This is a genomic window from Nitrobacter sp. JJSN, from assembly GCF_051912485.1.
In the GTDB taxonomy this organism is placed as follows: domain Bacteria; phylum Pseudomonadota; class Alphaproteobacteria; order Rhizobiales; family Xanthobacteraceae; genus Nitrobacter.
In genome coordinates this window covers 1,680,307-1,700,022 of sequence record NZ_CP196822.1, presented here as the reverse complement: position 1 = coordinate 1,700,022, position 19,716 = coordinate 1,680,307, and the positions used below count along the sequence as shown (strand labels likewise).

The 19,716-nt window shown below is 59.9% G+C and carries 24 protein-coding genes and 1 tRNA gene; 8 read left to right on the top strand and 17 right to left on the bottom strand.

The window, feature by feature from the left end; translation table 11 throughout:
• The first annotated feature begins 223 nt into the window (after positions 1-223).
• Positions 224-427 carry a cold-shock protein gene (locus ACSZOQ_RS08390; RefSeq protein ID WP_335578337.1) on the top strand — a complete coding sequence of 68 codons (204 nt, stop codon included), beginning with the start codon at positions 224-226 and terminating at the stop codon, positions 425-427.
• 162 nt (positions 428-589) lie between these two features.
• On the opposite strand, the gene ACSZOQ_RS08385 is transcribed toward ACSZOQ_RS08390, so the two are convergent.
• The 15 genes from ACSZOQ_RS08385 to ACSZOQ_RS08315 form a co-directional block, all read right to left on the bottom strand.
• Positions 590-1,042, bottom strand: a complete 453-nt coding sequence (locus tag ACSZOQ_RS08385; protein ID WP_439926178.1) for a hypothetical protein — start codon at positions 1,040-1,042, stop codon at positions 590-592.
• 423 nt (positions 1,043-1,465) lie between these two features.
• The gene (locus tag ACSZOQ_RS08380) at positions 1,466-1,630 is read right to left on the bottom strand and encodes a hypothetical protein (RefSeq protein ID WP_439925545.1); all 165 of its coding nucleotides are present in this window, start codon (positions 1,628-1,630) and stop codon (positions 1,466-1,468) included.
• Between the two features lie 187 nt (positions 1,631-1,817).
• Positions 1,818-2,024, bottom strand: a complete 207-nt coding sequence (locus tag ACSZOQ_RS08375; RefSeq protein ID WP_439925543.1) for a cold-shock protein — start codon at positions 2,022-2,024, stop codon at positions 1,818-1,820.
• Positions 2,024-3,094: a phage portal protein gene (locus ACSZOQ_RS08370; protein ID WP_439925541.1), complete on the bottom strand. Its 1,071-nt coding sequence runs from the start codon at positions 3,092-3,094 to the stop codon at positions 2,024-2,026. Before ACSZOQ_RS08370 ends, ACSZOQ_RS08375 begins: the two co-directional genes overlap by 1 nt.
• Positions 3,087-3,623, bottom strand: coding sequence for a hypothetical protein (locus tag ACSZOQ_RS08365; protein WP_439925539.1), 537 nt, complete (start codon positions 3,621-3,623; stop codon positions 3,087-3,089). The genes ACSZOQ_RS08370 and ACSZOQ_RS08365 overlap by 8 nt, the downstream gene beginning before the upstream one ends.
• 1 nt (position 3,624) lies before the next feature.
• The gene (locus tag ACSZOQ_RS08360; protein ID WP_439925537.1) at positions 3,625-4,335 is read right to left on the bottom strand and encodes an HK97 family phage prohead protease; all 711 of its coding nucleotides are present in this window, start codon (positions 4,333-4,335) and stop codon (positions 3,625-3,627) included.
• Positions 4,335-5,582 carry a phage major capsid family protein gene (locus ACSZOQ_RS08355; RefSeq protein ID WP_439925535.1) on the bottom strand — a complete coding sequence of 416 codons (1,248 nt, stop codon included), beginning with the start codon at positions 5,580-5,582 and terminating at the stop codon, positions 4,335-4,337. Before ACSZOQ_RS08355 ends, ACSZOQ_RS08360 begins: the two co-directional genes overlap by 1 nt.
• Positions 5,567-5,845: an HNH endonuclease gene (locus ACSZOQ_RS08350; RefSeq protein WP_439925988.1), complete on the bottom strand. Its 279-nt coding sequence runs from the start codon at positions 5,843-5,845 to the stop codon at positions 5,567-5,569. Before ACSZOQ_RS08350 ends, ACSZOQ_RS08355 begins: the two co-directional genes overlap by 16 nt.
• Positions 5,846-5,907: 62 nt before the next feature.
• Positions 5,908-7,419 carry a terminase TerL endonuclease subunit gene (locus ACSZOQ_RS08345; protein WP_439925533.1) on the bottom strand — a complete coding sequence of 504 codons (1,512 nt, stop codon included), beginning with the start codon at positions 7,417-7,419 and terminating at the stop codon, positions 5,908-5,910.
• 86 nt (positions 7,420-7,505) lie between these two features.
• On the bottom strand, positions 7,506-7,850 hold the full coding sequence (locus ACSZOQ_RS08340; RefSeq protein WP_439925532.1) for a hypothetical protein: 345 nt from the start codon (positions 7,848-7,850) through the stop codon (positions 7,506-7,508).
• Between the two features lie 314 nt (positions 7,851-8,164).
• Complete coding sequence (locus ACSZOQ_RS08335; protein WP_439925530.1) at positions 8,165-10,102, bottom strand: primase-helicase family protein; 1,938 nt, start codon at positions 10,100-10,102, stop codon at positions 8,165-8,167.
• A gap of 134 nt (positions 10,103-10,236) precedes the next feature.
• Positions 10,237-10,518, bottom strand: a complete 282-nt coding sequence (locus ACSZOQ_RS08330) for a hypothetical protein (RefSeq protein ID WP_439925528.1) — start codon at positions 10,516-10,518, stop codon at positions 10,237-10,239.
• A complete protein-coding gene (locus tag ACSZOQ_RS08325) occupies positions 10,515-10,703 on the bottom strand; it encodes a helix-turn-helix transcriptional regulator (protein ID WP_439925527.1) in 189 nt (62 codons plus the stop codon). The genes ACSZOQ_RS08330 and ACSZOQ_RS08325 overlap by 4 nt, the downstream gene beginning before the upstream one ends.
• A gap of 231 nt (positions 10,704-10,934) precedes the next feature.
• Positions 10,935-12,074, bottom strand: a complete 1,140-nt coding sequence (locus ACSZOQ_RS08320; RefSeq protein ID WP_439925525.1) for a tyrosine-type recombinase/integrase — start codon at positions 12,072-12,074, stop codon at positions 10,935-10,937.
• A 168-nt stretch (positions 12,075-12,242) separates the two neighbouring features.
• Positions 12,243-12,317, bottom strand: a tRNA-Asn gene (locus ACSZOQ_RS08315).
• 269 nt (positions 12,318-12,586) lie between these two features.
• Here ACSZOQ_RS08315 and ACSZOQ_RS08310 point away from each other — a divergent pair.
• The 5 genes from ACSZOQ_RS08310 to serS all read left to right on the top strand — a co-directional run bounded on the left by ACSZOQ_RS08310 (position 12,587) and on the right by serS (position 16,808).
• Complete coding sequence (locus ACSZOQ_RS08310) at positions 12,587-13,249, top strand: protein-L-isoaspartate O-methyltransferase family protein (protein WP_439925523.1); 663 nt, start codon at positions 12,587-12,589, stop codon at positions 13,247-13,249.
• Positions 13,250-13,431: 182 nt separating this feature from the next.
• Positions 13,432-13,668 (top strand): twin-arginine translocase TatA/TatE family subunit, encoded by a 237-nt coding sequence (locus tag ACSZOQ_RS08305; protein ID WP_439925522.1) that lies wholly within the window; start codon positions 13,432-13,434, stop codon positions 13,666-13,668.
• A 127-nt stretch (positions 13,669-13,795) separates the two neighbouring features.
• On the top strand, positions 13,796-14,317 hold the full coding sequence (gene tatB, locus ACSZOQ_RS08300) for a Sec-independent protein translocase protein TatB (protein ID WP_439925520.1): 522 nt from the start codon (positions 13,796-13,798) through the stop codon (positions 14,315-14,317).
• Positions 14,314-15,141, top strand: coding sequence for a twin-arginine translocase subunit TatC (tatC, locus tag ACSZOQ_RS08295; RefSeq protein ID WP_439925518.1), 828 nt, complete (start codon positions 14,314-14,316; stop codon positions 15,139-15,141). Before tatB ends, tatC begins: the two co-directional genes overlap by 4 nt.
• A gap of 161 nt (positions 15,142-15,302) precedes the next feature.
• On the top strand, positions 15,303-16,808 hold the full coding sequence (serS, locus tag ACSZOQ_RS08290) for a serine--tRNA ligase (RefSeq protein ID WP_439925517.1): 1,506 nt from the start codon (positions 15,303-15,305) through the stop codon (positions 16,806-16,808).
• A gap of 109 nt (positions 16,809-16,917) precedes the next feature.
• Here serS and ACSZOQ_RS08285 read toward each other — a convergent pair whose 3' ends face one another.
• Entirely contained in the window at positions 16,918-17,118 is a 201-nt protein-coding gene (locus ACSZOQ_RS08285; RefSeq protein WP_439925515.1) for a hypothetical protein, read from the bottom strand.
• A gap of 212 nt (positions 17,119-17,330) precedes the next feature.
• On the opposite strand from ACSZOQ_RS08285, the gene surE reads away from it, so the two are divergent.
• Positions 17,331-18,098, top strand: a complete 768-nt coding sequence (surE, locus tag ACSZOQ_RS08280; RefSeq protein ID WP_439925513.1) for a 5'/3'-nucleotidase SurE — start codon at positions 17,331-17,333, stop codon at positions 18,096-18,098.
• A 10-nt stretch (positions 18,099-18,108) separates the two neighbouring features.
• Here the strand turns inward: surE and ACSZOQ_RS08275 are convergent, their stop codons facing one another.
• Complete coding sequence (locus ACSZOQ_RS08275; RefSeq protein WP_439925512.1) at positions 18,109-18,498, bottom strand: response regulator; 390 nt, start codon at positions 18,496-18,498, stop codon at positions 18,109-18,111.
• A gap of 446 nt (positions 18,499-18,944) precedes the next feature.
• Here ACSZOQ_RS08275 and ACSZOQ_RS08270 point away from each other — a divergent pair, with 446 nt between their 5' ends.
• A complete protein-coding gene (locus tag ACSZOQ_RS08270; protein ID WP_439925987.1) occupies positions 18,945-19,598 on the top strand; it encodes a protein-L-isoaspartate(D-aspartate) O-methyltransferase in 654 nt (217 codons plus the stop codon).
• Positions 19,599-19,716 lie beyond the last annotated feature (118 nt).

Sequence of the window (19,716 nt, the reverse complement as noted above, 5' to 3'; positions counted from 1 at the left end):
GCCAAGAGCAGGGAGGACGCGATCAAGCGCCATCAGGCCGAATACAATCGGCCGAATGGTCGCATTCATGCCATTTTGGCCCGATCATCGATCGATTGGCCGTCCACCGGGAAGATGATGCCTGCGGATTCGAGGACGCCCGGCGGTCCGCCGGCGGGTTTTCCTTGCGGTAATCCAAGCGAGCCCTCATGATAGCTCGATCGTTTCAACATGGAGTGCGGACGTGGCGACAGGTACTGTGAAGTGGTTCAACGGGCAGAAGGGCTTCGGATTCATCCAGCCCGACAGCGGCGGCAAGGATGTTTTCGTGCACATCTCGGCCGTGGAGAAGGCTGGCATCGGCTCGCTCAATGAAGGCGACAAGGTGAGCTATGAGGTCGTAGCAAACCGCGGCAAGGAATCCGCAGAAAATCTAAGGGTCGGTTGATCCTTCTGCCCGCCGGTCACGGCCGGCGGGTTATGGTTCGATCCAAAAATGGCGTTGTCCGCTCTCGCGCTGCGCGTCAATGCACGTGCATCGCGTTATAGGCGTGGGCGATGAATACAACGGCACTGAGCAACAGCAGCGCGGCGGCTGCGGCTTACGTTGCTATTTTTCGATTGCATCCAGGAAACGTGCGCGCCAACGCGCCTCGAAAGAATCGTCGGGAATCGAAGCCTGCGCATCCATGAGAGTGTAATTCGCTGGAAGCCCGTTTAGTTTTCGGTACGCGTCTGTAGCGGCCAGCAGCTTCTTCAGTTTGGCATTCTCGTCAGTCAGAACCTTAAGACGACGGTCCTCGGACACATCGGCGCTGCCGTGTTTACGCGCTTGTGCTGTTCGAGTTGGCGACCAGTGCAACATTGATTTCGGCAGCATCGGCTTGCCTGCATACCAGCATTTTCGGCCGTCTATGAGTCGATAGGACCAATGCGATCGCGCGTCTGGCGGCCGTTGTGTACTGCACTGGTTTGCCTGCGCAGGCATCACCGAAAAGAAGAACGCAGGTGGCGAAACCCCGGCAATGGAAGCCGCGAGAATAAGCAAATGAAATCTTTTCATTTGAACACCACGCAACTGAACACCACGCAACAAAAGGAAAACTAAAACACCTGATTACAACAACTTAGTTCGACAAATTAGTCATAATTTTGGCAGTTTTCCACAGGTTGTGCACAGGGTTATCCCCCGGGAATCCTCGATCGAGGAAGGTGAGGCGGCTCCAGATTAGGAAAAAACTCCGCCCTATGAGCGATAGCAACGCATCACTGACCAATTCTGGGACGACTAAAGTGGGGAATCTCCCAAGTGGCCCTCAATGTGGCCCCGACGAAAAGCGCCTCATGGGCCGCTTCCACACAAACTCGAATAGCTATTTGATTTAAATGGCTCCCCGGGCTGGATTCGAATCTCGTTGAAATATAAGTGATATTTCACGTATCCGTAATTATCCAGCGGATTAACTGACGAGAGCCGCGAAATCCGTTAGTCATCCCACTTAGGAATAGGCACGCCGTTCTCTTTCGCCATCGCGAAGACTTGGACTTTCGTTCGTTCGACGGTCTCGCAAAGGTGATGCATGTCCACGACTAGGGACATCAACATGCGCTGAGTGAAATCGGCTTCGGCGTCTTTGGTTTTCTTGGGCATCGTTCGTTTCTCCGGACCACAATGGCCGCGAATGATGTTTAGCAAAGTCTCATATAATGTCAATAAGCCATTGATAACGTTGACATACTGCATCGACGTAGTAAAGTCGCACAGAGAAAAAAGGCGCGCCAACCTTCGTCGGCAGCGCCAGTCTTCCACGCGGCAGGAAAGGCACCCGCGCGGAAACTTAATCTCGCAAAATCCGGCAAGCGTCCGCCGCGGTCCGACCGCGCCGCGTGACGATATCGAATTCGACTCGCTCGCCCTTCACAGGCCATCGTGTCTTTTCGGCCAAGCCGTTGACGTGCAGGAATACGTCGTCGCCGCCATCGTCGGGCTCGATGAAGCCATAGCCTTTATCGTCTGCCCAAAACTTAACTGTTCCGATCTGCATCACGCGGTCTCCTTCTTCGTCCAATCGAGCATGGCAAGCGCCGCCTGCGCATCCACGCCGGCTTCCTTCGCCATCGCCAAACCGGTCACCAAGGTCTGGAATGCCCGAGCCGATCCACCCGCGTCGAAACTCTGTGTCGGCCCCATCACATCGATTTCAACGGTCCCGCCCAGCTTTTCGGATGCCTCCTCCTCGATCAGTTCGGCGATCGGCTGGAGCATCCACTGCGCAAGGTGGCGCTGGCATTCGCGGACCATCGGTCCCGTCGTCGCGGAATTGAGCAGGCCCGGCAGCACGCCAAAGGCGCCGCAGATCGCGTCACGGCTGGCGTCCAGCGTCTCCTTGGCGAGGGACTTGGAAATGTCCGGCGTCAGGTCGGCCGGGCGCCAGTCCGTCTGTGGCGTGGGACCGCCGGCAGCGGTGACGCTGACCGACTCCCGCAGCATGACGCGACCGCGCTGCCCGCGGAACGATCGCCCCAGCGTGGTCAGGTCCGTCTCCTGCAACTCGGGGAAAGGCACGACTTGGCTGCCGAGCGGCATGTTTTCAAATGCCTCGGACAGCGACGACTCAACCGCGTTCAACATGCCGGCCGTGAGGCTGGAACGCTTCAACGGCGCAGTGCCGTAGTATGGCGCGGCAGGGTCGCATCCAATGCGAACGTGCAGCACTTCGGCGGCCAAGGCCGTTTGATTGGTGCCGCCACCGGCCTCTGGAATGGAAACGCGGTACGCCGTCGGCTTGCCGTAGCGCGTCCGCAAGTCCCAATCCGAACACGGGATCAGCATGTCGTCCTGAATCAGGAACACAGACTCGCCGCGCAATGCCAGCGCCCGGCCCATGAGAGCCATGGTGCTAGGCGTCAATAGATCGGTGCCATCGACTTCGGACAGCGAAAAGCCATTTTCCCATAGCGAAACGCAAGACTGCACGGTGGCGGTCAATTCGGCGATGCCACGTCGGCCAGAAATGTACGCTTCGCGCGCTTGGATAATTTCAGCCGTGAAGCCCGATCCGGCAGATCGCTTTTCAGTGGCCGGTGCGCCGCGCTTAAAGAGCCAATCAAACATTTCTGTATTTCCTCAACAGGTCGGCCGCGCCGCTGTTCTGTAATGCCATCGCCATCCATGATGCCGACCGATCAACGTAAAGTTCGATCGATCCGGCTCTTAAGCGGTCCCGTGTTGCGCCGGGCGTACCGGGCTTCACGGCGAGATAGGCGGCGAGACGTTTCACCGCTTCCCACACTGCGGCGGGAACGGTCACGCCGATGCCGGAGATGTCACCAACGGTGCCGATGAACTGATACGGGCCGCACGCCGGCAGTTCATAACCACCGTAGGGCGATGCGTTCAGCGTCATCGAGACCATTGCGTTTTCTGTGACGCTCCAAACATTCACTCCCGTAATCGCTGCCGGCGCGAGGGGTGGTTTCCAATTACCAGGGCCTTCGACAAGCCATGTCACCGTGCGCGGCGAGAAGCGCCAGGCGATGTAGGATTCTATCCGCTGCCAAACCACGTCGTTCAACGTGATCGCAGGACTCGTCGTCGGATACGAGACCGGGGCGGCTTCATCCTGTTGAATCGTGATTGCCATGTTACCTCCAGCGCAACGCCGCAGGCATGGCGCGCGTAATAATTGTCTGGGGCGGCGGGATCAGGATTCCGGCCGCGTTGTACGTCCAGCCGGCTTTCAGCTTTTCGTCGTCGGTCATGTCGTCGGGATTGATGACGTTGCCGAGCGCGTCATGCGCCACAACGGTTGCTTCCTTGTACGCCGGGCGCGTCACCACGCTCAGTTCGAACAAGATGGCAGCAAAGATCGAACGGATCAGCGCATTGTGCATTCCGCGCGCCGGATCGTGGCCTTCGTCCGTGAACTTCTCGGCATTCTTGACCGCACGCGGTGGCGGAATGCGAAAGCCCGGCGAGATACCGACCGAAAGGCCGGAATCGATTTGCTTCATAATGTCGGAGCCGTATGACGTATCGGCGATCGCTTCCGAAATCTCCGCTTCGAACGTCAACGCTTCGGGCGTGTCATGGAATCTCAACGTACCAGTGTTTTTGCTGGCCAATGGCGCATCGAAGCTATGACCAACGAGCAAATGCTGGTCTTGTTCGGCGTTGTTAATCGAGTGCGAGAACGCACCCGGCATGAATTCTTCTTTTTGCGGACGTCCGCCCTTGGCGCCGCCGTCACTTAAGACGGCGCGTTTTTTGTACGGAAAGCGACCGCGAAGCCGGCGCCGCCCTTTACGGGCAGCGCGCAACTCCAGTTCGCCCAAAAGTGTGGCGAACTCATCCATTACTGAATGCCGGTCAGAATCTGCAGCTGTTCTGCACGTGACACCGTTACATCCATGGTTGCCAGTGCAGTCAGCCGCAGACCACCGGACGCCGCGTCGCTGTAGACGTCGCGGATCAGGTCGATTGCGCCCCAGGTGCCAACGAAGATCGGCGCAACACCGTTGACGGTCGTGGTCAGCAGCGCCTTGCTGGCGAGCGGCGAACCGGTCGGCGCAGCGAGCGCGTTGCTGGAAAGCACGACGTTGCCGACATTGGCGACCAGCTTGTCCCACTGCGAAATCGCGGTGTTGGTAAACAACGCGCCGTCCATCTCATCGTAAATTTCCGGACGGAGGAGAAGATTGACCGAACCGGGACCACTCGCAGCGTTGGCGACGATGAACCGCGTCACAGCAGCGCGAAACGCATTCCAGCTCGCAGCCGCCGAAATGGCGGTCGAAGTGATGCCATACGAGCCGACGAAAACGCCGGCCGGTTCACCACTGGAGCCTGCGCCCTGGAATACGGCCTTGTCCATACCGACGGCCAAGCACCCATTCATATCGCGACGAACGGCGTCCTCCAGAGCAGTACCGCTCTGTTTCAACGCCTTCCGCGTCACCTTCATCTGAATTCCGTAAGTGGAATTCGGAGCCAATGAACGGTTTGCGGTCGAATACACCGTTGGGCCTGCCACAGCGCCAGTCTCAGACGCAGCCCAGCCGCCCGTCACCGACGACGACGTGATCGGATAATCTTCAAGGCCCTGCGCGATATTGATGAAGCGAGTGCCCATCTTGCCGGCGACAGAGTCCGCGAAAATGCGATCGATGATCGGCGCCGTGCTAACAGGCGACGGCGTGCCCGATGCAATCGTCTCGCCGGAGCGCTTTTCGAGCGCCTGCCACGGCACCGGAACGCCACGATAGCCGCCCTGCGAGCGCAGCTCCTCGATCACTTCGGCCGTAGCGCCGTCGATCTTCGCGCCTTCGTCCAGATGCAAGGCGACCTGACGAAGTTCAAATTTTCCGATCAGATCGGAAAAATCTTTGTCCGAACGAGTCTCAAGATCGCCCTTGGCCTCGCGGCGTTCGGTATCCTCGACGATCAGCGCGCCGCGGTATTTCGTTTCGTTGCTGCGATATTCGTTATCGAGCGACTCGATGGAGCGGGTTTCGTCTTCCGACAAATCGGTCTTGCCGACCAGGCCGGCGAGCGACTGACGAATTTCGGACTGACGCCGAGAGATTTTCACAGACTGCAACATAGGGATTCCTTTGGTTTGGGTTTCGCCAGCATGGCGACGAGATCACGCCATGCGGCGCGAGCGGGAGAGAGTTCGTTTCCGAACCCGCATTCTTGTTTTGTGATTTCCGAATGGTGCGCCTTGCAGAGCGTCATCAAATTCGAAAGCTCATACGCAAGTTCGGGTGCATCCTTGACGCGCTTGATGTGATGAACTTCGAGCGGTGCAGGTACGCCGCACTTGACGCATTTGAATCCGTCGCGGCGCTTCGCAGCGAGCCGCACAGCTTTCCATCGTGCGGAGCGAAGAACCTTCGCCGAATGCGCGTCGTAATCTTGTCGGCGCTTCACAGCCAAACCGGCGCCCTCGCTTTTTTGACGGGCGTCGCCAGCATCCGAGCGCCTTGTGCAACGGCGAGCACCGTTGCCGATGCAGGGTCGATACGTCCCAGGCTGCGAGCCTTGGCCAGCTTGATGTTGTTCGCCGGATCACGCAGGCAGACCGCATCGGCAAACGCCGATCGCAACAGCAACGATTGCTTTGACTTCACCAGGCCGTCGAAACACGCGCGGCGGAAGCCATCGCAGTCGGCATTGCCATCCTTGAACCCGAAGCCTCGCCAGATCAGCGGCGCACGAATGCCGGCCGCGTCGATCGCTTGGCCAAGTTCGGCTTGTTTGTAGCGGTCCATCACCAGCGCGGCGACTTGCTCGCCTTCGACGTGGCGCATCGTTTCCGATAGCCATGGTGCAACAGGGACAGTCATCGCGCCGAGCGTCGACAGTTCGCCACGGCTCGACATTTCGGTGTAGCGGCTTCCAACGCCGTCACGCTGTCCGCGATCGAGCAAGGAAGGCTGCGACGGGAACCAGCCGAGACATTCAAGCCGGTTCGTTTGATACCAATAGAACGCCGCAGCGGTCATTGAAGCGGAGCCGCCGAGATCGATGCCGATAACGACCGGACCCTCGCGCGGCGGCAATTCGTCGACTTCACACCGCAGCCATTCGTCGGTGCTCAAAAGCACGTCGCGATTTTCGCCGCTAACGCGCTGGTTGAGGTTGAACAGCCGGAAATTCGATAGCGTGCTGCCACCGCGCGCAATGGCGCGGCGCGCTTCGCCTTGCAGCCAGTCCAGCGATGAACCGATGCCCGATGCCGCGCCCGGATTTGCAATCTTCAGCGCGTCGATATCGTCCGGAGCGCAGCCTTCCGGCGCGCGGTGCTCCTGCACGAAAACGCCTTCGCCAGGCTCGTCGAGTAATTTGGAAAAGCTGTGCGCGTCGTCCGGTGCCGACGTGCTGATGACCATGGCGCGGCCACTGCGCTTGCCCAGCGCACTGAATATCGCCGCTTCGAGCGCGTCGCCCTTGTCCTTGTCCCAGAACCCGCGTTCGTCGAGCAGGGCGAATACGGGCGCCAGACCCAAGGCGTTCTTGGCGTCCGATGCCAGCACCCGCAGGACGTGGCCACCGCCGTCGCCCTCGTATCGCACCTCAAGGCGCGGCGAGCGGACGAACGTCAGTAGCTTGCGGTCCTTGATCGGTAGCGATTGCGCCAGCCCTTCAATGAATGACCATGCGATACGGCCCTGGTCGCGCGTCTTGGCGCCGATGATGACCTCGCGGCGCTTCTGCCGGTCGGTCTTCCCCAGCAGCGCGGCCAAGCCCAGACCGGCGCCCAGCATCGTCTTGCCCGCACCACGGCCAACAGACAGCGCGGCGATCGAAACGCCGTCGCCATACGCGCCGCGGATGAATCGCTTTTGGAATTCGCCAAGCCGGATCGGTTTCCCGGCCAGCGGTCCCTCTGGAATCTTCAGGGTTTCGAGAAACTTGATTGCGATCTGGGCCGTCATTTTGGATTTTTTCGGCTGGGAGCGCGAAGGGAAATATCCCCCCCTCCGACGTTCCCCCCAAAATCAAATCGCGGTATTGGGACCATCTACTTGCGCACCTGCATGACCCACGCCGCGCCGGCCGGATCGAGTTGCACATTGACGATCGTGTACGTCGTGCCATTGGCAACGAGGCGATCGGTCGTGGTGGGGTCGATGCCGATGGACGATGCGAGGACGAACGCCTTGCGGTCAGTCTGCAGGATCAACGTGCCGTCGATGTCGTGCGCGCTGAACGTGTCGAGCCAACCCGTGCAGTTGTGCGTGACGTCGGTCAGCGTCGGATTGAATGGATCGCCATCGCTCTCGCTGCGCACCACGGCCACGTCATACGGGATGTCGGCGGCTTGGAGGCTAAAGGTCAGGCGGGCGGCAAGCGTGCCATCGGTCAATATAGACATGTAACAAAACGTTACCACGATCACGCAAGTTTGTCAACATATGCCATTGACCTTGTATATTAGCTATGGCAGCCGCCGCTAAGATCCGGTAGCGGACGGCTCGCTGATGACCACGACCATCACCACCATTTCGATAGCCGTGCGGTGATGCGGTGATTGCGGTGATTTTACATCCTGCTCAAGGACGTTCCGAGGACTGCCCGACAACGTGTCAACTTCTAATTACAGGTTATTTCGATAGATGGAGGTGGGAATGGTAATAGCCAATGCGGATGTAAAATCACCGCAATCACCGCATCACCGCATCAGCCTGGCGGTGGCGGCATTGGCACAGTTGAAGATCCCTTGGGCAATCGCTGTGCAGCCGCGATCTGCTCCCGCCGAGGTAGTTCCTTTTTCGCGTAGACTGCTTGGCGCTTATCATGGACGACCCAAAGCCCGTCGCGCTTGTCGTCAGGGTTTCGTATTGCGACGTAGTCGCACGCCTCAAAGCGATGGCGGATTTTGCGCGCGTTCCTGCGGTCACGCAGCCACTCACCGAAACCTGACGACACTTTCGGCATCAGCAGGCTCAGTGTCACGGCATCGGGATCCTTGAGCTTAGCAATAGCGTCAGCCATTTCTGCATCCTCCGACGGCCTACCGATATCGACCATAGCCCAGAAGGCGTCGGTCTTAGGCGGCGGAGCCTTGGGGTTGAAATCCGACAAATCGTAATTGGCCAGATATTCAGCGACGATTCCATAGCCATCGCCTTCGAACCAACCCCACAGCCTATTCCAGTAATCGGCCGTGAAATCCTCCTTGGTCAGAGACGACCAGCAGACGAAATGGCGCCGGTCGTCGGCAGGCAGCCATAGGCCGTCTCGGTTGTTTGTTGTCAGCACGACGCCCATGACGTTCGGAACCATATGTTCCTTCAGGTTCTTCTCGTCGCATCGAATGACGTCCGGCGGTGCGGCGATAAACGTCTTCGTCGCCTCGTAGAATTCGAACTGGTCAGCCGCTTCACCGCGGTCCCGCGCCTCACTGATGCGCAGAATCACGCTTTTGACGAAGCCGTTAAAACGGCCAACCGCAACCCGTGGCGATATCTCGCAACAATTCCACGGGCCGACAGCTTGAGCGACGGGCTGCAATAGCGTGTCCTTGCCGATGCCCTGCGGTCCGCCCAGCACAATGGCGTGGTTAGGCTTCTCGTCGGGTCTCTGCACGCGATGCGCCAGCCACGCGACGATATGTTGCCAATCATTCGGATAAACCCGCTTGACGTGGTTGAGCCATGGCGAGACGTCGCGGCCCCACACATGGTCAAGCGTCGGTGGCTTATAAAGATTGAAAACCCGGCTTCCGTCGCGGTCGAACCATCCGCCCAAGCTGATTAGCTTGTCCTTGATGATGGCAGGCATTCCCGGCATCCACGTGGCTTGGTCGACCGCGCGCATCTGCGTCAGGGCGGTTGAGGCAGCCATCTTGATATCCTTGCCGTCCTTGGTCTTGCCGCCCGTCGGCACGCGGGGCAGCCGCGCGTCAATCGTAGCGGCACTCCACATTTCGCCGGTTGGAACGAAGATAAACTGACGCGTCGGCGAGTAGCACCAGAAATCCAGGAAGCCGACCCCGTCCCTGGTGTCGTTGGCTGCCATATCGGTTGCGACGGCCTGTTGATATTCGTGACTGTGTTTCGGCGCAGCGCCACCTGTCTTCTTCACTTTGGTCAATTTAATTTCCATCTTCGTTTTGGGACATGCGTCGAAATAGGCGGTGCCAGCAACCTCGACCTTGGCGAAGTCGCGGAAGCCGTTCGCGCGGTACTCGGCGATTGCAGCCTGCCAGATGTCGTGTTGAGCGCGCGCCGGCTCATAGACGGGGAATTCCGGCAGTTCTTGATTGTCGTTGCGTTGCGCCGGGTGATATTCCCAACGCTCGACTGCTCGAAGATATGCGCGGCGCTCGACTTCCGCTTTCAGGGCTGGAAAATCTTCGAGGATCCATTGCCGGTTCTTGTCGGTGTCGAAGAACATTCGGTCGACGCCGGTCTCGATGCCATATTGACCATCGTCGAAGATGCGCAGCGTCTCGGGTCGTAGGCGAACATAGGCGGGCTGGTCGCCCTCCACATAGTCCGCCTCTATCTCGACGGTGCCGTCCGCATCTATCTCGCACGATGCGAGGGGATAACGGCCGTCGCAGAAAATCAGCGAATTGCCAACAACACTCGCAGTCTTAGGTAGGTCTAGCATAGGTAATCAGGCTCCAATGATGATGGCGCCCGAACCGTTGGTACTTGCAAAAAGCCGCGAACGTGATACAAAGAATCCTGCCAAGAATTCAGTATCACCGCTCGGGTCGCGCCAACGATCCGGGCGGTTTTTCTTTACGTAGTGGCCAAAAATGCATCTTGGACTGCACGAAGATGGCCTAGCGGCGCCGTGGCATTGATCGCATAAAGCTGTTGTCGCACCGCTTCGAACTCATCGAGGGTCGGAGAGCGACCGGCCAGCGTGTCCATTTCGTCGCACAGTCTTTCGACTTGCGCTTTATGAGCGGCGATCCGTTCGGGCGTGGGTGCGTTTATGTCGATCGTGTCGACTACGACCATATGACTGAATTTCCGAACGTGCGTCGTGAACTGTTCGATTGCTGCCGCGACGTTCATGCCGCCACCATCATCGCTTCAGCCTCACGAGCGGCGAGCCATTCAGCGTCGGCCTGTTCGGTGACGCGGCGCTGGCAACCGACCAGAAACGTTCGCGGCGCTTTGCCGTCCTTCAGCAATCTGTAAAAGTAGGAGCGACTGCACCGCCGCAGTTCGCACCATTCGCGCAGGGTAAATGACTTCATAGCTGTGACCTCATAGGCAAGCGACGGCACTCGCTGGCGCGCGTTCGCGGGTTGCGTTTTTGGTGAGGTCGAAGCCCTGCGCCGGTCCGAGGGTTTCACTGATGCTGCATACTTTTAAACACACACCCTAGCGGGCGGTGGGGTTGGCGCAGCAAGGCACTTCGACGGAAAACACCTTACTACACTTAAGGCCGCCTGTCAACGCGCCCACAGGTCCGGCATTTTGTCAACTTATAATTTCAGGTTTCCGCAACAAAAATCTGACCATGCTTCCATCAACTGCCGACGCTTCGCTAACGCAGTGCCGCGCCGATATGCGGCTTCAACGGCATTGCCTACGGCGTGCGCCAAGGCTGCTTCCGCGATTTCGCGTGGGAAGTCCGTTTCGTCGCCAGCCCAATCACGGAACGTGCTGCGCATCCCATGCGTGGTCGCGGGCAGGGTAGTGTGGCGCTTGATCGTTTTCGCGAGGCCGACGTCGGACACTGGTCGGAACGGCAACTGGTCTAATGCCGACTTTGTCAGCGGCACCTGATGCGGTGCTCCAGCTTTCATCCTGCGGCCGGGAATCGACCAAAGGTCGCCGACGACTTCCGATTCGTCCATCCCGCGAGCCTCAGAATAGCGGCAGGCGGTCAGGATGATGAATCGCAACATGCGCGCGCCCTCGCTGGAATCGGTCGCGAGCGATTTCCAGAACGCAGGCATTTCGGCAAAGGGCAGGGCACTGTGATGCCGCACGTTGGCCTTACGGGATATTTTCGGGAGCATCAGCGCGAGATGATGGCGCCACGTCGCGGGATTCTCGCCTGACCGCAATCCCTCCACCTTGGCGCTGGCGAGGATGGTCTCAAGTTTGCTCCGCACGCCTCGCGCGGTCTCATGCTTCTCCGTCCAGAGAGGCCGCAGGATGGCGAGCAGGTCGCCCGTATCGATGTCAGCGACCGCCTTGCTACCGATGTGCTGATAAACGTGGTCGCGCATCTGTGACCGCCACGCGCGCCGGACAACGGGGCTTTTCCATGCGACTTCATGCTGGTCGGTGTATCGTTCGGCGTAGTCGCGAAAGACCGTGGCCCGCTTTTCGTCGATCTTCACCGCGGTGCGCTTTTCCCTGCGATCGTTGATCGGGTCGATTCCGTTGCGCACCAGCGCGCGAGCGTCGGCCGCTAGAACGCGCGCCTGCGCCAGCGAAACGTGCCGCGCTGGCCCAAGCCCCATCAAGCGCTCTTTGCGCGACACAGGCGACGTGAAGCGCAGGATCCAACTCGCATTGCCGTTTTTATCGGCGTCCAGGCGCAAGCCATCGCCGTCGAGAAGATGCTCGCCCGGACGTATTTTTTTGACTTCTGTTGTCGTCAGATTTCCCATGTCAAAACCCCGAAAGGTGATCCGAACCTACGGGCTAACATACGTCGAAATTGTAGACTGGCAAGGACAGCGATGAACGGCCAAAGACGCTAAAATGAAAAAAGCCCCTGCGGTGCAAGGGCTTCTGTGTCATTTGAGAATCTTTGAGGACACTTGAAAACAGTGTAATGGCTCCCCGGGCTGGATTCGAACCAGCGACCATTCGATTAACAGTCGAATGCTCTACCGCTGAGCTACCAGGGAACACGCGGAAAAATATCCTTCCGCAAGCAGGCAGCCTATAACAAAGCCTCCGACGCTTGCAAAGCGGGAAATGGGCAATTCGGAGTACCGCATCAGGAGAAACGGCGGATCAGATTTTGCGTTCCTGCACGATCTTGCACTTCTGCAACCGACGGAAAACGCTGCGACATAGTGCAACGGCGGGTGTTGCCTGCTCCACAAGTGCTTGCATCGACGATGGGGGTGCCTTAGTCCTCCGGGAACTTTTTGTACGGTTAAGGGATCCTCCGATGTCTGACTTTTCGACCGCTCGCGGGAAAATGGTTGATTGTCAGGTACGCCCCAGCGACGTCACCGATCTGCGAATCATCGACGCAATGCTGGCGCTGCCGCGCGAGGTTTTCGTTCCCGAGGATCGCCGCGCGCTGGCTTACCTGGATCTCGATCTGGACGTTAGCGAAAAGGGCGCGCCGAAGCGGCATCTGATCAAGCCCATGGTCATCGCCAAGATGATTCAGGCTGCCGATATCAAGAGCACTGACAATGTCCTCGTGGTGGGCTGCGCAACCGGCTACACCGCCGCACTGGCTGCGAACCTTGCGGGCCGGGTGACGGCGACCGAAGGCGATCCGGCTCTGGCGGCGAAGGCTGCCGGCATTCTCGCGACGCTCGGTCTCAGCCAGGTGACCGTCGTGAATGCCCCGGCGTCGGAAGGAGCGCCCGCCAACGCACCCTACGATGCGATCATTCTGGAGGGCGCGACCGAGATCGTTCCAGACCGGCTCTACCGGCAGCTTGGCGCCGAGGGGCGCCTGGTTGGCGTGTTTGCCATGAGCACGCAACGGGCGGTCATCGTCACTCATTCGCAATCCGATTTCGGGGACCGGCCGCTCTTCGATGCCTCTGTTCCGGTCCTGCCGGGCCTCGAACGGCCAGCAGCCTTCGTGTTCTAGTAGCGTGGTAGTTTAGAAAATCCGCTGCATTGTTCCGGTGTGTTCCTAACCAACTAAAGTCATAAGGTTACCAGGCCCTTTTGATGTTCGATGGGGCCTAAATCCTTGTTTTTGCCAACCCCCGAGCCTACCTTCCCTACAGCTTCGGCCGGACACCGGCCGCCGATTTGGAGGATTGCAGGATGGGTTCACTGAGCATCTGGCACTGGATCGTAGTGATCGCGGTGATCCTGCTGTTTTTTGGCCGCGGCAAGATTTCCGATCTGATGGGCGACGTCGCGCACGGCATCAAGGCCTTCAAGAAGGGCATGCAGGACGACGAGAAGACTGCAGAAAAGCCCGAGCCCGTGAAGACGATCGATCACAATGAGCAGGCTTCCGGCACGAGCCGGTCCGACGTCGGCAGCAAGACGGTCTGACGCCGCACCGGGCGAGGTCGCCGCGAAAATAAACGAGGGCGGGGCAGCAGGGCTGTCGAAGCGCGTTGATCCCGGCGGCGGCTTGCGGCAAGACGTCGGCGCAAGCCTCGCGTGAGCGGAAAATTTCATGTTCGACATCGGGTGGAGTGAACTGGTCGTCATCGCGGTCGTCGCGCTGATTGCCATCGGCCCGAAAGAGCTGCCGGGCGTGCTGCGTCTGGTCGGACAATGGATGGGCAAGGCGCGCAGGATGGCCGCCGAATTCCAGGGCCAGTTCAAGGAAGCGATGCGCGAGGCCGAAATGGCCGATCTGAAAAAATCCTTCGACGAGGTGCGCGACGCGACCAGCGGTCTGACCAGTGGCAACTTGATGACCAGGTTGACCGAATCGCTCGGCGAGCCCCCAAGGTTAGAGGATCTCGACAAACCTACTGCCGGCAAGCCTGCCGCGATCCCCGACGAGACTACAAGCGGATCGGGGACGCCGGACGCCGCGAACTCCGGGACCGGCTCTGAGGCGAACGCCGGGGCGCTTGCGTCCGAGCCGCTGGCGATCACGCCGGAGTTTCAGAACGCGGCCCCTGGCAAGCCGGATCCGGTCGCGCATGAGACGCCGCACGAGGCCGGCAAGGACGCCAAAGCGTCATGAGCGCCGAAGACATCGAGGCCAGCAAGGCTCCCCTGATGGATCACCTGATCGAGCTGCGCTCGCGGCTGATCAAAGCGCTGGTGGGTTTTGGCTTCGCCTTCATCCTTTGCTTCTTTTTTGCCAAACAGATCTACAACGTGCTGGTGTGGCCGTTCGTCTGGGTCGCGGGGCCGGAGAACTCGAAGTTCATCTACACCGCGCTGCTCGAATACTTCGTCACCCAACTGAAGCTCGCGCTGTTTGGCGCCGGATTTATCTCGTTTCCGATCGTGGCGACGCAGATCTACAAATTCGTGGCGCCGGGCCTCTACAAGCATGAACGCAACGCGTTCCTGCCGTACCTGATCGCGACCCCTGTGTTCTTCGTGCTTGGCGCGCTGGTGGTGTATTTCGTGGTGCTGCCGATGCTGGTGCGGTTCTCGCTCGGCATGCAGCAGATGGCCGGTCCTGAGACCGCGCAAATCCAGTTGCTGCCCAAGGTCGGCGAATTCCTGTCGTTGACGATGTCGCTGATCTTCGCCTTCGGCATTGCCTTCCAGTTGCCGGTCATCCTGACGCTGCTCGGGCGGATCGGCGTCGTCACCTCGAAAATGCTGCGCGAAAAGCGCCGCTACTTCATCGTCGGCGCCTTCATCATCGCTGCGGTGCTGACGCCGCCCGACGTGCTGAGCCAGACATCGCTGGCGTTGCCGCTGCTCCTGCTCTACGAGGGCTCGATCATCGCCGTCGGCATGGTCGAGAAGAAAGCCGCCAAGGCGGCTGCGGCGGCCGCATCACCTCCGCCCAATGGCACGCCACCGCCTGCGGAAAACCCGGCGGAGTAGGGGCCGGACCCGCCGGACTAATCTGCTATCATTGCCCCGATTCCCGTCGTCATCGCCCGCCAACGGTTTCCAATCCCGTCCATTCGGGTTACTGGATGCCCGCTTTCGCGGGCATGACGCCGCCGGTCTTGCCGCTTCTTCTCTCTTGGACTGAACCTGCCATGCACGACATCAAAGCGATCCGCGACAATCCCGATGCGTTCGACGCTGCGCTGAAGCGGCGGGGACTTGCGCCGCTGTCGGCCTCGCTGCTCGCAATCGACGAGAAACGTCGCGCGGCGATTCTCGCGTCGGAGCAGGCGCAGGCGCGGCGTAATGCGGCTTCGAAGGAAATCGGTGAGGCCAAGAAGGCCAAGGATGATGCGCGGGCAAATGCGCTGATGGCGGAAGTCGCCGAACTCAAGACCACCATGCCGCAAATGGAAGCGGCGGCGAAGGCGGCCGACGACGAGTTGAAGAAGGCGCTGGCCGAAATTCCGAACGTGCCGCTCGACGAGGTGCCCGAGGGTGCCGATGAACACGGCAACGTTCGGCATCATGTCTTTGGTAAAAAGCGTGACTACGCATTTGCGCCGAAGCCGCACGACGATCTCGGCGGCGCGCTCGGCGACATGGATTTTGAGGCAGCGGCGAAACTGTCCGGCGCGCGCTTCGTCGTGCTGAAGCGAGGGCTGGCGCGGCTCGAACGCGCCATCGGGCAATTCTTTCTCGACGTTCACACCGGCGAGCACGGCTATACCGAGGTCAATCCGCCGCTGCTCGTGCGCGACGACGCCATGTTCGGCACGGCGCAGTTGCCGAAGTTTGCCGAGGATCAGTTTCAGAGTTCTAAGTTGGCGGACATTGAGGATATCAAACCTGTCCTTACAAGAGCTGCAAAAGATTTCATCAGATTGCATAACCTCGACAAGCGCAATGATCTAAAGGGAAAAGAAGAGCAAACTCGAGCAGAGTTCAGAAAATTTTCTAATGCGAGAGTTGAGGAGCACTTGGGTCTAACCCTCGGACTAGATAAGCGTGATCCGACCGAATTGATTGAAGCCTCCATTCCAATGTGGCTCATCCCCACCGCCGAAGTGCCGCTCACCAACCTCGTCCGTGAATCCATCCTTGATGAAAAAGAACTGCCACTACGCTTCACCGCGCTGACGCCGTGCTTCCGCGCGGAGGCGGGCGCTGCCGGGCGCGACACGCGCGGCATGATCCGCCAGCATCAATTCACCAAGGTCGAGCTGGTGTCGATCACGACGCCGGAAACATCCAAGGACGAGCACGAGCGGATGTTGTCTTGCGCGGAGGAAGTGCTGCGCCGGCTCGATCTGCATTATCGCGTCATGACGCTGTGCACCGGCGACATGGGCTTTGCTTCGCAGAAGACCTACGACATCGAGGTCTGGATGCCGGGGCAGGGGGAGGGCGGCGCTTACCGCGAGATTTCATCCTGTTCGGTGTGCGGCGATTTCCAGGCGCGCCGCATGGATGCGCGGTATCGCGCAAGCGACGGCAAGCCGCGCTTCGTGCATACGCTCAACGGCTCCGGCACCGCGGTCGGCCGCGCTTTGATCGCCGTGATGGAGACCTATCAGCAGGCCGATGGCTCTGTCGCCGTGCCCGACGCGCTGTTGCCCTACATGGGCGGCCTCAAGGTGATCGCGAAGGGCGGTTAACACTGTCATTCCGGACGCCGCAAAGCGGCGATCCGGAATCCAGACACAAAAGAATTACACTTCGCTGGATTCCGGGTTCGCACCGTCGGTGCGCCCCGGAATGACTCTGCTACGGGATACACGTCCCGCCGCGATGCGACGGCGTGTTGACGGCGCCGCAGACCGAGCCGCCGGTGACCCAGACGGCAACGCCGTATTTGCCGAAGGAGACTTCGATCCCGAAGTAATCCTTGTCTGCGACGATGGTGATCTCGCCGCCGCTGACGTTGTTGAGTTCGCCCGCGGTCAGTTCTCGAATGTCGCTGTGCATGTCTCGCTCCTCCTGTTCGAGCCGGGACGAGCCCCGGCATCATTGCATCAGGGGTACACGCGCCAGTCTGCCGGCGATGTGAGATGCCTCACGCGCCGGAAAGTCCGCCGCGCAAGCGGAACGTCAGGTTTGCCAGGCTCGGCCGGGCCGGATAAGAGGTGTCCGAACGGCGCTAGAGCCAAGGACAGCGGCCGAAAAAGGCAACCTCACGAATGCGAATTCTTTGTACTAACGACGATGGCATCAATGCGCCGGGCCTCGAGATCCTCGAGCAAATTGCAAAAGACCTGTCCGACGATGTCTGGGTGGTCGCGCCCGAATACGATCAATCCGGCGTCTCGCATTCGCTGTCGCTCAACGATCCGCTGCGGCTGCGCGAAATCGAACCGCGTCATTTCGCCGTGCGGGGCACGCCGACCGATTGCGTGATCATGGGATCGCGGCACATCCTCGGCAAAAAAGGGCCGGATCTCGTGCTGTCGGGCGTCAATCGGGGCCGCAACGTCGCTGAGGATGTGGTTTATTCCGGCACCATCGCGGGCGCGCTCGAGGGCACGATGCTCGGGCTGCCGTCGTTCGCGCTGTCGCAGGAATTCAGCACGGAGACCGGCGACAGGCCGGTGTGGGAAACCGCGCGCACATTCGGGCCGCAGATTCTGCGCAAGGTGATCGACGCCGGCATTCCCAAGAACACGGTGGTCAATGTCAATTTCCCGGCGTGCGCGCCCGAGGAGGTGGCCGGCGTGCTGGTAACGCGGATGGGCAAACGCAATCTCGGTTTCCTCAAGGTCGTTGAACGCAGAGATGGTCGCGGCAACCCGTATTTCTGGATCGGATTCGAGAAGGCCGACGCCGCGGACACCCCGGCGGCGGGTACCGATCTCGCAGCGATAGCGGCGCGGTGCGTTTCGGTAACGCCGCTGCGGCTGGATCGCACCGACGATGCGTTCGTCGAGGTTCTGACGGCAACCTTGAAGTAGGCCGCGATGTTCAGGTGCGCTCGGCCGCGGCGCCGTCCTTGAGTGTGCGCTCGATCATGGCGGCGAGGCCTTCCATCTGGAAGGGCTTCTGTAACGCCGGACGGTTGCGATATTCGGGGGGCAAACCCTGCGTGCCATAGCCGGTTGCGAAAATGAAGGGCCGGTTGCGCGCCTCGATCACCTCGGCCACCGGAGAAATCAGCTTTCCATTGACGTTGACGTCGAGGATGGCGATGTCGAAGTTCGCGGTCCGTGCGAGCGTGAGCGCTTGTTCGATCTCGCCGGCTTCGGCGGCGATGCTGTAGCCAAGCTCCTCCAGCATATCCGCAACCATCATGCGGATCATCACCTCGTCCTCGACGAGGAACACCGAGCCACCGGGCGGCTTCTCTGGCGCCATGAAGGAGATCCGATCCCTTGCCCAATTCTCAACACAGAGTCGCAAATTACGCGGCCAAACGCAATGTGCGCTGTGGTCGCTGGCGCGAATAAGATGGTTTTCTCGGGTGGTTGCCAGCCGGCCCTAAGATGAACTTCCCGGATTTCCGGACCTCCTGCTGGTGAGACCGGCCCGTTCCACCGTCGGAACAAAAATTCGCCCCGCCGGATTGAGCTAGTGATCCCATTCTAACATTCGCACCCGTTTCAGGGGGTGCTTTGCAAATGTTAGTACCAAGGTCCACTAGCAACCATAAGTTTCCGAGGGAGTTTGGATTTGACATTCGCATCGCGAGTGCGCAGCAGGTAGGTCGCGAATGCCACTCCACTAGAAGTCGATCCGCGCAGATTCATCAAATTGTTTTGATATTCGCTGTGGCCAAACGCCAGCGCTCGAGAGTCCGCCCTATGCCCCCCGCCGATCGTCCGCCGCCCGAAAAGATGATGTTTCAGCTCAACCTGCGGCGACGCGGCATCAGCGATCAGCGAGTACTGCGCGCGATGGACGGCATCCCGCGCGATGTCTTCGTGGAGCCGGCGGATCGCGACGATGCCTGGCTGGATACCGCGCTCGGCATCGCCTGCGGCCAGACCATTAGCCAACCTTTTGTCGTCGCCTACATGACCGAGCGGCTGGAATTGCGCGACGATAATCGGGTGTTAGAAATCGGCAGCGGCTCCGGCTATCAGGCCGCGATCCTGTCACGTCTGTGCCGCCAGGTCTTGACCATCGAACGGTTTCGCGTGCTCGCTGATCGTGCCCGCAGCCGGCTGGAGCAACTCGGTTGCGACAACGTGGAGGTCATGCTGGGTGACGGCTTCGACATTCCCGCCGAAGCGGGGCAGTTCGACCGCATCCTGGTGACGGCAGCGATGGAGCAGATTCCGGACGCGCTGACGGCCCGGATCGAGCCCGGCGGGCTTCTGATCGCGCCCGTCGGCCCGCCCAGCGGGCGGCAGACGCTGATCCTTCTCAGACGAACCACCGCCGGACTGGTCCGCAAGGAGTTGATCGACGTCCGCTTCGTGCCGGCGTTGCCGGGTATCGCCCGCGAACTCTAAAGCGGGTTCAAATTTTGATTGAACGGTTGCCGAAGCGACGATGAGCGTTCCCTCTCCCATGAGAAGAGACTCCATCCGGTCGATCGGATAGGCCAACCCGAGTTCGGCTGCAGTGGCA